This window comes from Micromonospora sp. AB353 (assembly GCF_049538395.1).
Taxonomy (GTDB): Bacteria; Actinomycetota; Actinomycetes; order Mycobacteriales; family Micromonosporaceae; genus Micromonospora; species Micromonospora aurantiaca.
In genome coordinates this window covers 31,026-47,156 of the sequence record NZ_JBMVFV010000026.1, presented here as the reverse complement: position 1 = coordinate 47,156, position 16,131 = coordinate 31,026, and the positions used below count along the sequence as shown (strand labels likewise).

At 74.3% G+C, this 16,131-nt stretch carries 13 protein-coding genes; 3 read left to right on the top strand and 10 right to left on the bottom strand.

Going from position 1 to position 16,131, the window contains the following annotated elements; translation table 11 throughout:
* The first annotated feature begins 37 nt into the window (after positions 1-37).
* Complete coding sequence (locus ACPCK6_RS13840; protein ID WP_396882234.1) at positions 38-1,033, top strand: LLM class flavin-dependent oxidoreductase; 996 nt, start codon at positions 38-40, stop codon at positions 1,031-1,033.
* A 167-nt stretch (positions 1,034-1,200) separates the two neighbouring features.
* On the opposite strand, the gene ACPCK6_RS13835 is transcribed toward ACPCK6_RS13840, so the two are convergent.
* From ACPCK6_RS13835 to ACPCK6_RS13810, 6 genes are all read right to left on the bottom strand, one after another.
* Positions 1,201-3,471: a rhamnogalacturonan lyase family protein gene (locus tag ACPCK6_RS13835; RefSeq protein WP_423481308.1), complete on the bottom strand. Its 2,271-nt coding sequence runs from the start codon at positions 3,469-3,471 to the stop codon at positions 1,201-1,203.
* 441 nt (positions 3,472-3,912) lie between these two features.
* A complete protein-coding gene (locus tag ACPCK6_RS13830; protein ID WP_423481307.1) occupies positions 3,913-4,971 on the bottom strand; it encodes a sulfite exporter TauE/SafE family protein in 1,059 nt (352 codons plus the stop codon).
* A gap of 111 nt (positions 4,972-5,082) precedes the next feature.
* On the bottom strand, positions 5,083-5,553 hold the full coding sequence (locus ACPCK6_RS13825) for an RrF2 family transcriptional regulator (protein WP_135241228.1): 471 nt from the start codon (positions 5,551-5,553) through the stop codon (positions 5,083-5,085).
* A gap of 71 nt (positions 5,554-5,624) precedes the next feature.
* Positions 5,625-6,503: an acyl-CoA thioesterase gene (locus tag ACPCK6_RS13820; RefSeq protein WP_423481306.1), complete on the bottom strand. Its 879-nt coding sequence runs from the start codon at positions 6,501-6,503 to the stop codon at positions 5,625-5,627.
* Positions 6,500-7,948, bottom strand: coding sequence for a pyruvate kinase (gene pyk, locus ACPCK6_RS13815; protein WP_318334868.1), 1,449 nt, complete (start codon positions 7,946-7,948; stop codon positions 6,500-6,502). Before pyk ends, ACPCK6_RS13820 begins: the two co-directional genes overlap by 4 nt.
* 279 nt (positions 7,949-8,227) lie before the next feature.
* Positions 8,228-8,593: a YciI family protein gene (locus ACPCK6_RS13810; protein ID WP_013287532.1), complete on the bottom strand. Its 366-nt coding sequence runs from the start codon at positions 8,591-8,593 to the stop codon at positions 8,228-8,230.
* Between the two features lie 164 nt (positions 8,594-8,757).
* On the opposite strand from ACPCK6_RS13810, the gene ACPCK6_RS13805 reads away from it, so the two are divergent.
* Both ACPCK6_RS13805 and ACPCK6_RS13800 read left to right on the top strand, forming a co-directional pair.
* Entirely contained in the window at positions 8,758-9,624 is an 867-nt protein-coding gene (locus ACPCK6_RS13805) for an aldo/keto reductase (RefSeq protein ID WP_355509070.1), read from the top strand.
* 78 nt (positions 9,625-9,702) lie between these two features.
* Positions 9,703-11,295 carry a GMC family oxidoreductase gene (locus tag ACPCK6_RS13800; protein ID WP_423481305.1) on the top strand — a complete coding sequence of 531 codons (1,593 nt, stop codon included), beginning with the start codon at positions 9,703-9,705 and terminating at the stop codon, positions 11,293-11,295.
* A 41-nt stretch (positions 11,296-11,336) separates the two neighbouring features.
* On the opposite strand, the gene ACPCK6_RS13795 is transcribed toward ACPCK6_RS13800, so the two are convergent.
* The 4 genes from ACPCK6_RS13795 to ACPCK6_RS13780 all read right to left on the bottom strand — a co-directional run bounded on the left by ACPCK6_RS13795 (position 11,337) and on the right by ACPCK6_RS13780 (position 15,991).
* Positions 11,337-12,140, bottom strand: a complete 804-nt coding sequence (locus tag ACPCK6_RS13795; RefSeq protein WP_396882237.1) for a lipase family alpha/beta hydrolase — start codon at positions 12,138-12,140, stop codon at positions 11,337-11,339.
* Between the two features lie 170 nt (positions 12,141-12,310).
* A complete protein-coding gene (locus ACPCK6_RS13790; RefSeq protein WP_073830945.1) occupies positions 12,311-12,574 on the bottom strand; it encodes a DUF6244 family protein in 264 nt (87 codons plus the stop codon).
* 62 nt (positions 12,575-12,636) lie between these two features.
* On the bottom strand, positions 12,637-13,416 hold the full coding sequence (locus ACPCK6_RS13785; protein ID WP_423481304.1) for a hypothetical protein: 780 nt from the start codon (positions 13,414-13,416) through the stop codon (positions 12,637-12,639).
* A gap of 58 nt (positions 13,417-13,474) precedes the next feature.
* On the bottom strand, positions 13,475-15,991 hold the full coding sequence (locus ACPCK6_RS13780; protein WP_423481303.1) for an FtsK/SpoIIIE domain-containing protein: 2,517 nt from the start codon (positions 15,989-15,991) through the stop codon (positions 13,475-13,477).
* Positions 15,992-16,131 lie beyond the last annotated feature (140 nt).

Below are 16,131 nucleotides of genomic sequence, written 5' to 3'. Positions count from 1 at the left end.
ACGTGGCCTGTTGCACCACGCTGTGATCGACGTACCCATGTCTGTTCTTGATCTTGCCCCGGTGGCGGCGACCGGCAGTGCCGGTGAGGCGCTGCGGTACACCACGGAGCTGGCCCGCCGCACCGAGGAGCTGGGCTACCGCCGGTTCTGGGTGGCCGAGCACCACAACATGCCCGCGATCGCGAGTTCCGCGCCGGCGGTGCTGCTCGCGCACCTGGCGGCGCACACCAGCACGATCCGGCTCGGTTCGGGCGGGGTGATGCTGCCCAACCACGCGCCGCTGGTGGTGGCCGAGCAGTTCGGCACCCTCGACGCGCTGCACCCGGGCCGCATCGACCTGGGCATCGGCCGGGCGCCCGGCACCGACCAGGTGACCGCGCTGGCGCTGCGCCGCACCATGGAGGGCCTGTCCGCGGAGCACTTCCCGCGTGAGCTGGCCGACCTGATGAACTACTTCTCCGGTGCCGAGCCGGGCCCGATCACCGCGACGCCGGGCCGCGGCCAGTCGCCGCAGGTGTGGCTGCTCGGGTCGAGCGGGTTCAGCGCGCAGCTCGCCGGTCTGCTCGGGCTGCCGTTCTCGTTCGCGCACCACTTCAGCTCGCAGAACACGATTCCGGCGTTGCAGCTCTACCGGCAGAACTTCCGGCCGTCGCAGTGGCTGGACCGGCCGTACGCGATGGTGGCTGTCAACGCGGTCTGCGCGGAGACCGACGAGCGGGCCGAGTGGCTGGCCGGGCCGGCCGGGCTGTCGTTCCTGAAGCTGCGGTCGGGGCGGCCGGAGCCGCTGGTCACGCCGGAGGAGGCGGCGGCGTACCCGTACTCGGAGTTCGAGCGGGAGTTCGTCGCCCAGCGCCGCGACGGCCAGGCGACCGGCTCACCGGAGACGGTGGCCCGGCAGCTCGGTGAGCTGCTCGAGCGCACCGGCGCGGACGAGCTGATGCTCACCACGATGGTGTACGACGTGGCGGACCGGGTCCGCTCGTTCGAGCTGATCGCCGGGAAGGTGGCGGGCGGGCTGCGCCGGGAGGGCTGAAACACGCTCTTCATAGCCACGTCACCGCAGCGTCGCGCAGGACGCCTAACTTTGTCCTCGGTGGTGGTACGGCATTCCCGGTCGGGACGGGTCGGGAATGCTGCGGTGTGGTGCACCGGGTCGCCGGCGGAGCGGATTCCGCGGCCGGCGACCCGGTGCCTGCCGTTTCAGCGCAGGTAGATGTTCGGCGCGGGCGGGGTGCTCATGCCGTCGCCCAGGTGGAAGCCCGGGTGCGGCGGCTGGTTGTAGGCGGTGTTCTGCCAGGCCACCGCCACCCGGTACTGCGGGTCGTGCATCAGTGTCGGCAGCCGCAGGCCGGTGGTCACCGGCGTGCTGTAGATCCGCAGCGCGGTGCTGTCGGAGGTGCGCCAGACGACCTCCTCCCGCCAGTCGCCGAGCAGGTCGGCCGAGAGCGCCGGGGTGGACTTGGTGCCGTTGTTCGAGGCGACGCCGCTGCCGGTGAGCAGCCGGGTCTCGCCGCCGGTGCCGTACTTGTCGATCTTCGTGGCGTCGAGCAGTTCCCGGACCGGGTCGCCGTCCCACCAGATCAGGAAGTTCGCCGACGACGGCTTGCGCCCGACGTTCTGGCCCCGGGTGTTGAGCAGCCCGTCGACGGCTGACGACCAGGACTCGGCACCCGGGCTGCCCGCCCAGACGTCGCCGGAGACGCCGCGGCCGTTGTCGCCGCTCGGCGCGGTCTGCCAGATGATCTGCCCGGTGCGCGCGTCGGCCATCCAGGAGCTGGGCTTGCTGCCGTCCTCGTCGACCTTGAACACCTCCAGACCGGAGCGGGACGGGTCGAGGTCGCCGACGTGCAGCGCGTCGCCGTGGCCGTTGCCGGTGGAGTACAGCAGCCGGCCGTTGTCGTCGATCGTGGCGGCGCCGTACACGATCTCCTGGCGGCCGTCGTTGTCCACGTCGGCCACGGAGAGCTGGTGGTTGCCCTGGCCGGCGGCGGCGCCGTTGCCGGAGGCGTTCGAGTCGAACGTCCAGCGCTTGCGCAGCGTGCCGTCGCGGAAGTCCCAGGCCGCGACGACGGCCCGGGTGTAGTAGCCCCGCGCCATGATCAGCGAGGGGCGCTGCCCGTCCAGGTACGCGGTGCCGGCGAGGAACCGGTCGACCCGGTTGCCGTACGAGTCGCCCCAGGAGGAGACGGTGCCGCGCGGCGGGTCGTAGTCGACAGTGGAGAGCGCGGCGCCGGTGCGGCCGTCGAACATGGTCAGGTACTCCGGGCCGGCGAGTACGTAGCCGCTGGAGTTGCGGTGGTCGGCCGAGCCGTTCCCGATCACCTGGCCGGTGCCGGAGCGGGTGCCGTCGGCGGTCTTCATGGCCACCTCGGCGTCGCCGTCGCCGTCGTAGTCGTACACCTGGAACTGGGTGTAGTGGGCGCCGGCGCGGATGTTGCGACCCAGGTCGATGCGCCACAGCCGGGTGCCGGTGAGCGTGTACGCGTCGACGTAGACGTTGCCGGTGTAGCCGGACTGCGAGTTGTCCTTGGCGTTCGACGGGTCCCACTTGAGCACGAACTCGTACCGGCCGTCGCCGTCGAGGTCACCGACGCTCGCGTCGTTCGCCGCGTAGCTGTAGCCCTCCCCGGAGGGGGTGGTGCCGCCGGGCGGCGGCTGGATCGGCACGTCCAGGTAACCGTTGGCGAACTGGAGCGCCGGGGCGGACGCCGCCTGCTCGGCGCCGTTCACCACGGCCCGCACGGTGTACGCCGATCCGGCCGCCGCGCCGCTGTCCAGGTACGTGGTGGCGCCGGTGATCGGACTGCCGTTGACCTTGGTGCCGCCCCGGTACAGGTTGAACGAAACCCCGGTGGTCTCGGTGCCGAGCAGCCGCCAGGAGACCAGGTTCCCGCTGCCGGAGCGGACGCTGACCAGCCCTCGGTCGAGGTCCTCCATCTGCTTCGCGCCGGCCGGCGGGGTGGTCGGCGGCGGGGTCGTGGTCGGTGGCGGTGTGGTGGGCGGGGGCGTGCTCGGTGGTGGCGTCGACGGGGGCCCGCTGGTGGACGGCGCGCCGGTGCAGGCGGTGCCGTTCAGCGTGAACGCGGCCGGGACCGGGTTAGCCGAGTTGTTCCACGAACCGTTGAAGCCGAAGTTCGCGGTGCCGCCGGTGCCGATGGCCGCGTTGTAGCCGGCGTCGCGGGCGCTCACCTGCGCGCCGGACTGGCTGACCGTCGCGTTCCACGCCTGGACGACCTGCTGGCCGGCGGCGAAGCTCCAGCCGAGGGTCCAGCCGTTGACCGGGTCGCCGAGGTTGGTCACTGTCACGTCGGCGCCGAAGCCGCCGCTCCACTGGTTGGTGATCCGGTAGTCGACCCGGCAGGCGGCGGCCGCCGCCGCGGCGGTCATCGTGGTGAGCGCGCCGGCCGACAGGGTGACCGCCGAAGCCGCGGCGAGCAGCGCGATCCGGCGGCGTGGGGTGATGAGGTGCACGGGGGAATGCCTTTCGCGGAGGTCAGGCACGGGGCGAGCGCCGGCCTGCCCGGACCGGCGAATTCGTGCCGTGACGCGACGAGCGACGTCGACACATCGACGTCAATGATTCGGCTCCGCGCTCCGTCAGCCTAGGTCACCGCTGGACACGCCCACAAGCGCCGGGCTCACCGCGCACCTCGCACGCACCTTCCACCCCGTCCCGGCACAGTGGCGGCCGGCGCGGCGGCGGTCAGCGATCGGCACGTCGACGGCACGGCGGGCGGCAGGCGGCGGGCGGCGGGCGGCGGGCGGCGGGACAACCGACAACCGGTATGCCTCTCGGTCATCAATATGACCGAGAGGCATACCGGTTGGAATGCTTGTGTCGGCCAAGGGGCGACACGCCGAGGAACACCCCCCGGGCGGGTGCGGGAGCACGCCCCGCAGAGAGCTGAGGGCTCAGCCTTCGACGGCTGCGGCGAGCTTCCGCGACTCCGCCGGCCCGGCAGACTCCCCCGACGCCGCAGGCTCCGCCGGCTCGGCGGACTCACCCGGCTCGGCGAACTCCCCCGGCACCCCCGACTCCGCCGGCGCCGCCGCGGCGGCCTCTCCCGCCGGAGCAGGGCCGTCGGCGAGGGCCGCCTCGACGGTGGCGCGGGCCCGGCGGGTACGGCGCAGGGCGCGCACCGCCAGCCCGACGGCGATCAGCCAGGCGGCGCCGAGCAGCACGTACACCACGACCGGCACCGAGCCGCCCACGCCGCCGGCGCTCAGCAGCGTGCGGGCGTTCGTCAGCACGATCACGCCGCCGATCACGGCGCCGAGCAGTTGGGCGGGGACGATGCGGACCAGCCAGGCCGCGATCGGCGCGGCGATCAGGCCGCCGACCAGAAGGGCGGCCACCGTGGGCAGCAGGAAGCCCTCGGAGCCCAGGCCGATGAGGAAGCCGATGCTGGCCGCGCCGGCCACCACGAACTCGGAGGTGTCCACCGAGCCGATGACCTTGCGGGGTTCCATCCGGCCGGAGACGAGCAGGGCCGGGGTGGCGACCGGACCCCAGCCACCGCCGCCGGTGGCGTCGACGAAGCCGGCGACCAGGCCGAGCGGGGCGAGGAAGCGGCTGCGGAGCCGGCCGGCGGCACGGTTGGCGCGCAGCGGCCGGGAGAACCGCACCAGCAGGTACGCGCCGAGCGTGAACAGGATGGCGGCCATCCACGGCGCCGCCGCCTCGGTGGAGATGGAGCTGAGGAATGTCGCCCCGGCGAACGCGCCGATCGCGCCGGGGAGCGCGATGCGGCCGACCACCTTCCAGTCGACGTTGCCGAAACGCCAGTGCGAGACGCCTGCGGCGAGCGTCGTGCCGATCTCGGCCAGGTGCACCGAGGCGGACGCCGCGGCCGGAGCCACGCCGGCGAACAGGAGAAGCGTGGAAGAGGTCAGCCCGTACGCCATGCCGAGCGCGCCGTCGACGAGTTGCGCGGCGAGCCCGACGAGGGCGAGGACCAGCAGCTTGCGCACGAGCGCCCCCTGACTTTTCGGTATCTCCTATCAACTTGGTCGACAATGCGGCACGAGGGCACCCCGGGTCAAGTCCCCCATCCGGTTGGTAGGAGACGCCGGACGGTGTGGTCAGCTCCAGGCGCGCGGGTCGGCGGCCAGTTCGTTGACGCGGCCGGGCAGCGCGCCGGCGGCCACGTCGGCGATGGTGACCAGCTCCAGGATCTCCCGCTCGCTGGCCCGCAGCGCGATCCAGACGTCCTGCAACGCGCGTGCCGCGCCCTGGTAGCCGAGCTGTTCCGGGCGCTGCCCGCGCACGTGCGCGAGTGGACCGTCGATGACGCGGATCACCTCGGCCAGGGAGATCTCGCCGGCCGGCCGGGCCAGCCAGTAGCCGCCCTCGGGGCCACGCTGGGCGTGCACGATGCCGCCCCGGCGCAGTTGCAGCAGGATGCTCTCGAGGAACTTCGGCGGGATGTCCTGGGCGCGGGCGATCTGCTCGGCGGTCACCGGGCGGCTCCGTCCGGTGCTTCCCCCGTCCGCGACCGAGGCCAGCTCAGCGGCCGCGCGGAGGGCATAGTCGACCCGGGCGGAGAGACGCATACGGCCAGGTTAGTCCGCTGCGGTGCGGACCTGCCGCCCGACCCGCGCCCGGACGATCATCGGCCGGACGGTCAGTCGCCGACCCGCCGCAGCAGCCCCTCCTGGACGGCGCTGGCGATGTGCCGGCCGCCGGTGGTGAACATCCGGCCCGTGGCCAGGCCGCGGGCGCCCGACGCGGACGGGCTCCAGCAGTCGTACAGGAACCACTCGTCGGCGCGGAACGACCTGTGGAACCACAGCGCGTGGTCGAGGCTCGCGCCGACCACACCGCCCGGGCCCCACACCTCGCCGTGCACCGACAGCACCGAGTCCAGCAGCGTCAGGTCGGAGGCGTACGTGAGGGCGCACGCGTGCAGCAGCGGATCGTCCGGCAGCTTGCCGTCCAGGCGCATCCACACCCGCTGGTGCGGTTCGGCCGGGCGGTCGCCGGGGCGGACCCAGCCGGGCTCGCCGACGTAGCGCACGTCGATCGGGCGCGGGATCATCCCCCAGATACCCAGGCGCTCCGGGTAGCGGGACAGCCGGTCGGCCATGGTCGGCACGTCGTCCGGGCCGGGTACGTCCGGCGGGAGCGGGGCATGGTGGTCCAGCCCCTCCTCCTGGCGCTGGAACGACGCCGACATGAAGAAGATCGGCTTGTCGTGCTGCAACGCCACCGAGCGGCGTACCGAGAAGGAGCGGCCGTCACGGACGTTCTCCACCTGGTACTCGATCGGCTCGGCCGGGTCGCCGGGGCGCACGAAGTAGCCGTGCAGGGAGTGCACGGCCCGCTCCGCGTCGACGGTGCGGCCGGCCGCGACCAGGGCCTGGCCGGCGACCTGCCCGCCGTAGACCCGCTGCGGGCCCACCGGCGGGCTCATCCCCCGGAAGGTCATCTCTCCGGTACGGGCGAGGTCGAGCACCTCCAGCAGCTGGTCGACCGCCGCCTGCCCGGTGGCCACACCACTCATTGAAGAGCTCGCGCCGAAGCGGCGTCGACCAGCGAACCGAGCTGGTGCACGCGCAGCGTGTTGGTGGAACCGGGGGTGCCGGGCGGGCTGCCCGCCACGATCACCACGTAGTCGCCCGGGTTGGCCCGGTTGAGGCCGAGCAGCGCCTGGTCGACCTGGCGGAACATGTCGTCGGTGTGCTGGACGAACGGCATCAGGAACGTCTCGACGCCCCAGGACAGCGCGAGCTGGTTGCGCACCTCCGGCACCGGCGTGAACGCCAGCAGCGGCAGGTCGCAGTGCAGCCGGGCCAGCCGCTTGACGGTGTCACCGGTCTGCGAGAACGCGACCATGGCCTTGGCGCCGATGGCCCGGGCGATCGACGAGGCGGCGACGGTGAGCGCGCCGCCGTGCGTACGCGGATCGTGCTGCAACCGGGGGACGGCGATCGAGCCGGCCTCGGTGGTGGTGATGATCTTCGCCATGGTGCTGACGGTGAGCACCGGGTACTTGCCGACGCTGGTCTCGCCGGAGAGCATCACCGCGTCCGCGCCGTCGAGCACCGCGTTCGCCACGTCGGAGGCCTCGGCGCGGGTCGGGCGGGAGTTCTCGATCATCGAGTCGAGCATCTGGGTGGCCACGATGACCGGCTTGGCGTTCTCCCGGCAGAGCTGCACGGCGCGCTTCTGCACCAGCGGCACCTGGTCCAGCGGCAGTTCGACGCCGAGGTCGCCGCGGGCGACCATGACCCCGTCGAAGGAGAGCACGATCGCCTCGAGGTGGTCGACCGCCTCCGGCTTCTCGACCTTGGCCAGGACCGGGCGGCGCACGCCCTCCTCGTCCATGATCGAGTGGACGAGCTTGATGTCCTCCGGCGAGCGGACGAAGGAGAGCGCGACCAGGTCGACGCCGAGGCCGAGGGCGAAGCGCAGGTCCTCGGCGTCCTTGTCGGACAGGGCCGGGACGCTCACCGCGACGTTCGGCAGCGAGACGCCCTTGTTGTTGGAGACCGGGCCACCCTCGGTGACCAGGCACCGGATGTCGTTGCCGGTGACGTCGCTGACCTCGACGGCGACCCGGCCGTCGTCGATCAGCAGCCGGTCGCCCGGCTTCACCTCCTGCGGCAGCTTGCGGTAGGTGCAGGAGACCCGCTCCTTGGTGCCCTCCACCTCGTCGCCGGTGATCACCACCGAGTCGCCGGTGCGCCACTCGTGCGGGCCGTCGGCGAACCGGCCGAGGCGGATCTTGGGGCCCTGGAGGTCGGCGAGCACGGCGACCGGCCGGCCGGCCGCCTCGGCCGCCTCGCGGACCAGCCGGTAGACCGATTCGTGGTCGGCGTGACTGCCGTGGCTGAAGTTGAGCCTCGCCACGTTCATGCCCGCCTCGACGAGGCCGCGGATACGCTCCGGGGACGCGGTTGCGGGGCCGAGAGTGCAGACGATCTTCGCGCGGCGTGTCACGCCCATCAGGCTAGTCTCTCCTCCGGATCGGCCTCCCGGCCGACCCCTTGCGGACTGCGGAACATTTGTCCAACGACGCGCGTCAACCGCGTGGGCGGGCGGTAGGCGTACCGCACCGGAACGTCGTGTGGCGGGCATCAGCGACCGCGCGGTGAGAAATCGTACCGCTCCCCGTCACGGACCGGCCGGGGGCACTGTGGGGCCGCCGCGCCCGGCCGTCCGGCAGTGGGCGGGCACTGGGTACGCGGCAGCGATCGGTGCCGTCGGAGGGGCGGGCGTCGCGCCTCAGCTCTCCGTCTTGACCAGCGGGAACTCGAGTGAGCCGGCCGGGCAGAGGAAGGTGAGCACCTCGACCCGGTAGAGCCCGGCCTGCACCGCCGGGTCGGCCTCCATCACGCTACGGACGTCGTCCACCGAACCGGTCCGGGCCAGGCCGAAACCGATCGGCGGGTCGGGCTCCCGGGCCGGGCCGTCGACCGACCCGTCCACGAGCACGATGCCGCGCCGCTGCAGCGCCCGCATGTGCTGGAGGTGCTCGGCCTGCAACCGCTGCACGGTCTCGTCCGGCAGGGCCCGTCCCGAGGGCCCCGGGTAGAGCACGATGCACTCGTACGTGTCGAGCGCGAAGTCGAGCCGTGGCGTCGCGGCCATGCGCACCTCCTGACCACCGTCCCGTCCAGCCTCCCACGGCGGACCGGTGCGCCGGGGCCGCTCGCCGCAACTACCGGTGCTTCGCCGCCACGATTCGGGGAATGTCCCGGGGTCGGGGCGCAGCACCGCCCCGCGAGGTACGAACGAGCACAGGAGGACCACGAATGGCCACCAGCACCCAGCCCGCCAAGGCGTCGGGCAGCTACCGGATCGGTGGCGACCTGCCGGTCGACCGCCTCGGCTACGGGGCGATGCAGCTCACCGGCCCCGGCGTGTGGGGCGACCCGAAGGATCCGGCCGAGGCGGTACGGGTGCTGCGCCGCGCGTACGAGCTGGGCGTCACGTTCATCGACACCGCCGACTCGTACGGGCCGTTCGTCAGCGAGCTGCTGATCCGCGAGGCGCTGCACCCGTACGCCGACGACCTGGTCATCGCGACGAAGGCCGGGCTGACCCGCTCCGGCCCGGACGACTGGCGGCCGGTGGGCCGCCCGGAGTATCTGCGCCAGCAGTGCGAGCTGAGCCTGCGCCACCTGGGCCTGGACTGCATCCCGCTCTACCAGTTGCACCGCATCGACGCGAAGGTGCCGCTGGCCGACCAGCTCGGTGAGCTGGCGCTGCTGCGCCAGGAGGGCAAGATCCGGCACATCGGGCTGTCCCAGGTCAGCGTCGAGGAGATCGAGGCGGCCCGGGCGATCGCGCCGATCGTGTCCGTGCAGAACCTCTACAACCTGGCCGACCGCAGCGCGGAGGACGTGCTGGAGCACTGCGAGCGCCACGACCTGGCGTTCATCCCGTGGTTCCCGATCGCCACCGGCAACCTGGCCCGCCCCGGCGGCCCGCTGGACGCGATCTCGACCGCGCACGGCGCCAGTCCGGCGCAGCTCGCGCTGGCCTGGCTGCTGCGCCGGTCGCCGGTGATGCTGCCGATCCCGGGTACGTCGTCGGTGGCGCACCTGGAGGAGAACGTGGCGGCGGCCGGGGTGGAGCTGACCGACGACGAGTTCGAGGCGCTGGCCAAGGCCGCCTGACCCGGACGCGCCCGGCCCTTTCGCGGAACGTGACCGGACAACTACTGTCAGAGGGATTCTCATGAGTGGGGGTCCCCTGTGGAGGAGTTCGACTACGTCATCGTGGGGGCCGGCGCGGCGGGATGCGTGCTGGCCAACCGGCTCACCGAGGATCCGGGAACGCGGGTGCTGCTGCTGGAGGCGGGCGGGTGGGACCGCAGCCCGTACGTGCGGGTGCCCAAGGCGTTCTCCCGGCTGATGGACGACGAGCGCACCGCCTGGCACTACCCGGCCACCACCGGGCCGGGCCGCCAGGAGATCTGGCAGCGCGGACGGATGATCGGCGGCTCGACGTCGGTGAACGGCATGATCTGGAGCCGCGGCGCGGCCCGGGACTGGGACGCCCTCGAACCGCTGGGCTGGGGCTGGTCGGTCATGGGCCGGGTGTTCCCGCAACTGGAGGACCACCCGCTCGGGCCCGCGCCGCACCGGGGCACCGGCGGCCCGGTGCGGCTGTCCATCGCCACCGGCACCGACCCGCTCGCCGAGGAGATGGTGGCGACCGGCGCCGAGCTGGGCTGGCGCCACGCCGACGACCTGGACGCCCACGACGACGAGCGGATCGGCTACCCGACCGCCACGATCCGCGCCGGACGCCGGGTCAGTGCCGCTGACGCGTTCCTGCACCCGGTGCGGCGCCGGCCCAACCTGACCGTCGAGGTCGGCGCCGTCGTCCTGCGGGTGCTCGTCGAGGGCGGCCGGGCCACCGGTGTACGGGTGGCGCGCGGCGGCGGGGAGACCACGTACCGGGCGGCGGGTGAGGTGATCCTCGCCGCCGGCGCCCTGGCCACCCCGCACCTGTTGCAGGTCTCCGGCATCGGTCCGGCGGACACGCTGCGCGCGGCAGGGGTGCCGGTGCTGCTCGACCGGCCCCGGGTCGGCGCCGGGCTCCGCGAGCACCGGTCGATGGTGCTCCAGTACCGCCTCGCCGAACGCGGCGGCCACAACATGACCATCGGCAGCCCGCTCGGGCAGGCCCGGGCCACACTGCGCTGGCTGCTCACCGGGGGCGGCCCGCTCGCCCTGCCGGTGCTGGACGTGGCGGCCCACCTCAAGTCCCGCCCCGACCTGGACCGCCCGGACGCGCACCTGCTGATGGCGCCGTTCTCGGCCGCCCCGCCCCGGCCCGGCAAGGCGCTCGAACTGGAACGGGAGCCGGGGCTGATGTGCCTGGGCACGGTGACCCGCCCGGACAGCGAGGGCAGCCTGACGATCACCGGCGCGGACCCGCGTACGCCGCCGGCCATCGTGGCGAACTACCTCGCCACCGCGCACGACCGGCGGGTGGCGGTGGACCTGTTCCGCCGGATGCGGGAGTTCTTCGGCACCGGCCCGATCGCGAAGCGCATCCGGGCCGAGACGGTACCCGGGACGGCGACCACCACCGACGCGGAGATCGTCGAGGCGGCGGTGGCACGCGGCTACTGCGGCTACCACGCGATCGGCACCTGCGCGATGGGCACCGGCGACGACCACGTGGTCGATCCGCGGCTGCGGGTACGCGGCGTGGACGGGCTGCGGGTGGCCGACGCGTCGGTGCTTCCGGTGATGGTGGCGGGCTGGACCAACGCCCCGGTGACCGCGCTGGCCTGGCGGGCCGCCGACGTGATCAGGGGACGGGACGCGGACTGAACGTGCCCGGGACCGCGCGGCGGCGGGCCCGGGCACGTGGCTCAGACCGCGAAGCAGTTCGGCTGGACCGCGGCGCCGGAGAGCACCTGGCGTACCGCCGTGTACGTGGTGCCGTCCAGCACCAGCCCGAGGTGGCCGACCACCCGCAGCGGGCACCACGCCTGCACCAGGATGTTCGTCGCGCCGTCGGCGAGCACGGCGTTGTCGACCGGCCGGACCAGTTCGTCCTGCCAGGTGCGCACCGTCGCCCACCGGACCGGGCCGGGGGTGTCGTCCCCGGCGTTGAGGTCGGCGAGGAAGCTCGACCCGATGGTCATCTGCTGGCAGGCGATCACTCCGGCGCAGCTGCCCAGCCCGAGGAAGGCGACCAGGTTGGCGACGTAGGTGCCGTACTGCGGGCTGCCCAGGCTGACGTACTGGTCGACGGTGGCCGCGCCGCCGAGGTACTTGACGTACCAGCGGCTGACCAGGCCGCCCTCGGAGTGGCCGACCAGGTCGACGCGCGCCGCGCCGGTGCCGGCGCGCACCCGGTCCACATAGGACGACAACGCGCGGGCGGACTCGCGGATGTCGCCGAGACCGAGGTTCGGCAACTGGAAGATCGAGACCCGGTAGCCGTCGGCGCGCAGCCGGGCGGCGATCGGCTCGTACGCGATGGAGATTCCACTGAGGCCGCCGACCACGATCACCGGGTCGGCGGCCGCGGCGGCGGCCCGTTGCGCGGCGGTGGCGACGGTGGCCGTGTCCGACGGGGCGGCGGGTTCGGCGGTGGCGGCCTGGGCGGCGGCCGGGACGAGCAGGACGGTGGCGGCGGTGGTGACGGCCAGGATCGTTCGGAGCAGCATGGGCTGCACCTCCGGGGGGAGGCACCCGGGCGTACCCGGGGGGGGGACGGGTGGGATCCGATCGATCGTGGACACGATGATGCGTGTCCGATTTCACACACGTCAATGAAAAGTTACGCGGCGGTAACTCTTGTCGCGCCCTGCGCGCAAACCGGCATGCCGGACCGGGCTCAGTTGCCCAGCGCCTGGACCTTCGCGATGGTCTCCTGCACGTGCTGCCGCGCCGGTTCCCCGCCCTGCGCGGCCTGTGCCAGCGCCTGCCGGTAGGAGTCGATGGCGCCGATCAGCGGCCCCGCCGTCGCCCCCTCCAGCGCGCCCGCCACCAGCGCCCGCGCCTCGGCCGCGTCCTGCGCGGCGGCGGCGGTGCGCGCCTTGGCCTCGTCCAGCTTCTGTGCCGCCGCCGCCAGCCTGGCGATGATCTCCGCCGCGCTCACACGCCCTCCCCAGCTCACCGACCCGCGCGCAGCCTACCGCCCCGCCCCGCCCCGCCCCGCTGTCAGCGCAGAAGGCGGAAGAGGAGGAGGTAGAGGCAGAAGAAGGACGGGGAGACCAGCGCGCAGATCACGAAACCCAGCGGCACGTACCGTCCGGCCGGCGGCGCGTCACCCTCCACCACCGGGCGGCCCCAGCGGGCGAGCACCACCTGACCCGCCACGAAGGACATCAACGGCACGCCCGCGCAGCTCAGCGCCGCCACCAGGTCCAGACCGGTCACCGGCAGCGACGAACCCACTATCGCGATCAGCATCAGCAGCGAGCCGACGAGCGCGCAGCCCGCGTACACCACCACCGCCCGCGCCGGCGCCGACCAGGTGGGCAGCAGCACCGGCGTGCGGGCCAGCGCGTCGGCCTGCTGCCCGAACACGTCGGCCTCCTCGGCGAGCCGCCCCGCCGCCGCCAGCTCCGCCGCCGGGTCGCCGGCCCGCGGCGCCGGAACACCACCCGAGGGGTACGCCCCGACATCCGGCCGCCCCGGCGCGTCGGCTGCGCCGCCGGTCACCCCGTCCCCCGGTCCGGGCGCGAGATCCGGCGCTCCCCCACCGGCAGCCATCACCGGCGCCGGTGCCTCCGCCGGTACCGACGTCATCGGCACGCCGATCGCCTGCCCGAGCCGGTCCAGGTGCTGCCCCTGGGCGGCGAGCCGCTGCCCGAGCGTGTCGACGGCGGACTGGAGGCCACGGCGGCGCTCCGCCTCGGCCGCGATCTCCCGCTCCCCGCCGCGCTGCCGGGTGGACAGCTCCCGCAGCAGCGCCGCGTACTCGTCGAATCCGCTCATGCTGGGCCGTCTTCCGTTCGCGACTCCGGGGCTCGCAAACCCGGCTCACTCCTCGCGCTCACGTGATATCTCCCCCGGCGGCGAACGGCACGATCAGCGCGGTGCGGTGCTCGTGCCGGTCGACCAGCAGGGCGCGCCCCTCGCGCGGGACGTACGCCAGGTCGTGCACGCCGAGGTGCAGGCCCAGGTCGGCGGCGGGGACGTTCAGCGCGACCAGGCCGGTCACGTCGTCGCGGTGCCCGCTGCCGCCGAGGTCGTCGGTGAGGCGGCGCAGCCCGCGCCACCAGCCGAGCAGGTGCACCCCGCGCGACGGGCCCTGGCGCAGCACGGCGCGCAGGTCGTCGTACCCGGAGCGGAACGTCGCCGGGTCGGAGACGGCCAGCGTCGTCGCGGCGGCGTCCATCCCGAACACCACCAGGTAGGTGCGCCCGGTCGCCGGGGCGTCGCCGGTCGCGGCCTCGGCGAGCTGGGCGCGCAGCGCGCCGGCGTCGAGGCGCCGGACCGGGTGCCCGGCGGCGGCGAGCGTCATGGCGAGGTCGTCGGCGGCGTCCGTGGTGCCCGGCGCCAGCGGCACGAACAGGAACCGTGCGGTGCCGGGGACGTGCTGGCGGGCCAGGGACAGGGTGGCCGACCGGAGCACGTCCGCGCCGGCCGCCGAGGTGCCGACCACCGCGAGGTGCCGGCCCGGGCTGCCGTCGAGCGCGAACCCGGCCGGGCTGCCGGGGACGTCGACCACGCGGCCGACGAGCGCGTACGGCGGGTCGGTGCCCGGGGTCAGCGCCGCCCAGGCACTGTCGTCGGTGAGCCGGGGCGTCTCGTGTCCCCGGAAGACGGCCGGCGGGCGCGCCCCGGCCGGGCGGGACGCGTGCAGCTCGTGGCGCAGCGCGGCGAGGTCGGCGGACGCCGCGTGCGCGTCGGGGAACCGCACCTCCACGTCCGGGCCGGGCGCCCCGGCGCCGGTGTTCACCACTGCCGTGCCGACGGTGAGCCCGCGCGCGGCGTCGTTGCGCGGGTCCAGCACGGCGTCGCCGCCGGGTAGCGCGATCCGCAGCGGGAACTGCCCGAAGATCGCCTCGGCCCGGCCGTAGAGCGCCTCGATGCCGGTGGTGCTCTGGCTCGCCAGCACCAGGTGCAGGCCGTACGAGCGGCCCTTGCGGGCCAGTTCCTCGATCAGGTCGACGGCCTGCCGGGCCAGCGCGTCGTTGCCGGCGAACAGCACGTGGAACTCGTCGACGACGGTGACGATCCGGGGCGGCCGGGCGTTCGGCGGCAGGTCCGCCAGGCGGCTGACGCCGTGCCGCTTCAGCAGGTCGGCGCGGCGGCCCAGTTCGGCGCGCAGCTCGCGCAGCACCGCCACGCCGTACTCGCGGTCGGACTCGATGCCGACCGCGTCGGCGTGCGGCAGCCAGGACGGGTCACGGTCGGTGGGCACGAACTCGGTGAAGCTGACGCCCTCCTTGAAGTCGAGCAGCATCAGCCGCAGCTCGGCCGGGGAGTAGCGGGCGGCCAGCCCGTACAGCACGTCGAGCAGCAGGACCGTCTTGCCCGCGCCGGTCCGCCCGCCGATCAGCCAGTGCGGGGTGGCGTCGTCGAACGCCACGCTCAGCGGACGGCGTCCGGCCCGGCCGAGCACGGTACGCAGCCCGGAGGCGGCGGACCCGGCCCAGCGCTGCGCCGGGAGCAGGTCGGTGAACGTGACGCCGTCCTGGCCGGCGGCCTCGGCGTACCGGCGGGCCAGCGCGGTGACGGTGGCGTGCGACGGGTCGCCGTCGAGCACCACCGGCGCGGCCAGCCCGCTGCCGTCGGTGCTGAACGGGCGCCCGGGCGGGTCGCCGACGAGCGTGTACCGCTCGGTGACGCGCAGCTGGGTGGTGGCGCCCAGCGGCGGCGCGGCGGACGGCCCGGCCGGTGGGTGACCGGCCAGCAGCACGCAGACCGCGGCGGCCGGGCCGGCGTGGGTGAGCGCGGCGAGCCGGGCCAGTTCCCGGGGCGGCGGCGCGGACGCGGCGACCACCACCAGCAGCTCGCGGTCCTCCGGCGCGGACCGCTGGGCGGTACGGGCGTGCCGCTCGGCCAGGTCGAGCAGGGCCGTCGTCTCCGCCTCGGTGGTCGCCGTCGCGGCGAGCACCCCGGCGTCCTGGAGTGGGCGCAGCGGCAGGAACGCCGCACCGAAGGCGGCCTGGTCGATGCCGGCGACCCGGATCGCGCCGGCCGGAGCGGCGGTCAGCAGCCGTACCACCACCGCCCGCAGCAGCTCGCCGACGCGCGGGTCACGGGCGTCCGCGTCGACCGCCAGGTGCGCGCCCGCGCCCACCGGCACGAGCACCGGGAACGCGCCGTCGACAGTGGTCGCGGCGCCGAGGCGTACCGGAACGGGGTGGGTGGCGACGCGGGCCGTGCCGGGCACCGCGGCGGCCAGCTCACCGCCGAGGCGGGCCAGCCGCGCGACCAGCTCGGGGCTGCCCACGGGTGCCGGGCCCGCGGCGCCCAGCAGCCGCCGGGTCGCCTCCCAGTGCCGCACCGCCCGCCGATGCCGATCGACCGCCTGCCGGTACGCCGCCGCGAGTCTGCCCACCGTCCGCCCTCCGACGTTTGCGATCGAAGGGAACCCTAACGGACGCGCGCCGCACCGGCACCTGGTGCTCCGCACCGGGGATTCGTCCACTGTTCACCCGGCTACGGACGGGCACGCCGCCCGCCGTTCCCCCGGCCCCG

What these genes read in the sequence shown, in the direction of transcription:
- ACPCK6_RS13840 (WP_396882234.1), top strand. Translation starts at nt 38, where the DNA reads ATGTCTGTTCTTGATCTTGCCCCGGTGGCGGCGACCGGCAGTGCCGGT.
- ACPCK6_RS13825 (WP_135241228.1), bottom strand. Translation starts at nt 5,553, where the DNA reads ATGCGTCTCTCCGCCCGGGTCGACTATGCCCTCCGCGCGGCCGCTGAG.
- ACPCK6_RS13820 (WP_423481306.1), bottom strand. Translation starts at nt 6,503, where the DNA reads ATGAGTGGTGTGGCCACCGGGCAGGCGGCGGTCGACCAGCTGCTGGAG.
- pyk (WP_318334868.1), bottom strand. Translation starts at nt 7,948, where the DNA reads ATGGGCGTGACACGCCGCGCGAAGATCGTCTGCACTCTCGGCCCCGCA.
- ACPCK6_RS13810 (WP_013287532.1), bottom strand. Translation starts at nt 8,593, where the DNA reads ATGGCCGCGACGCCACGGCTCGACTTCGCGCTCGACACGTACGAGTGC.
- ACPCK6_RS13805 (WP_355509070.1), top strand. Translation starts at nt 8,758, where the DNA reads ATGGCCACCAGCACCCAGCCCGCCAAGGCGTCGGGCAGCTACCGGATC.
- ACPCK6_RS13795 (WP_396882237.1), bottom strand. Translation starts at nt 12,140, where the DNA reads ATGCTGCTCCGAACGATCCTGGCCGTCACCACCGCCGCCACCGTCCTG.
- ACPCK6_RS13785 (WP_423481304.1), bottom strand. Translation starts at nt 13,416, where the DNA reads ATGAGCGGATTCGACGAGTACGCGGCGCTGCTGCGGGAGCTGTCCACC.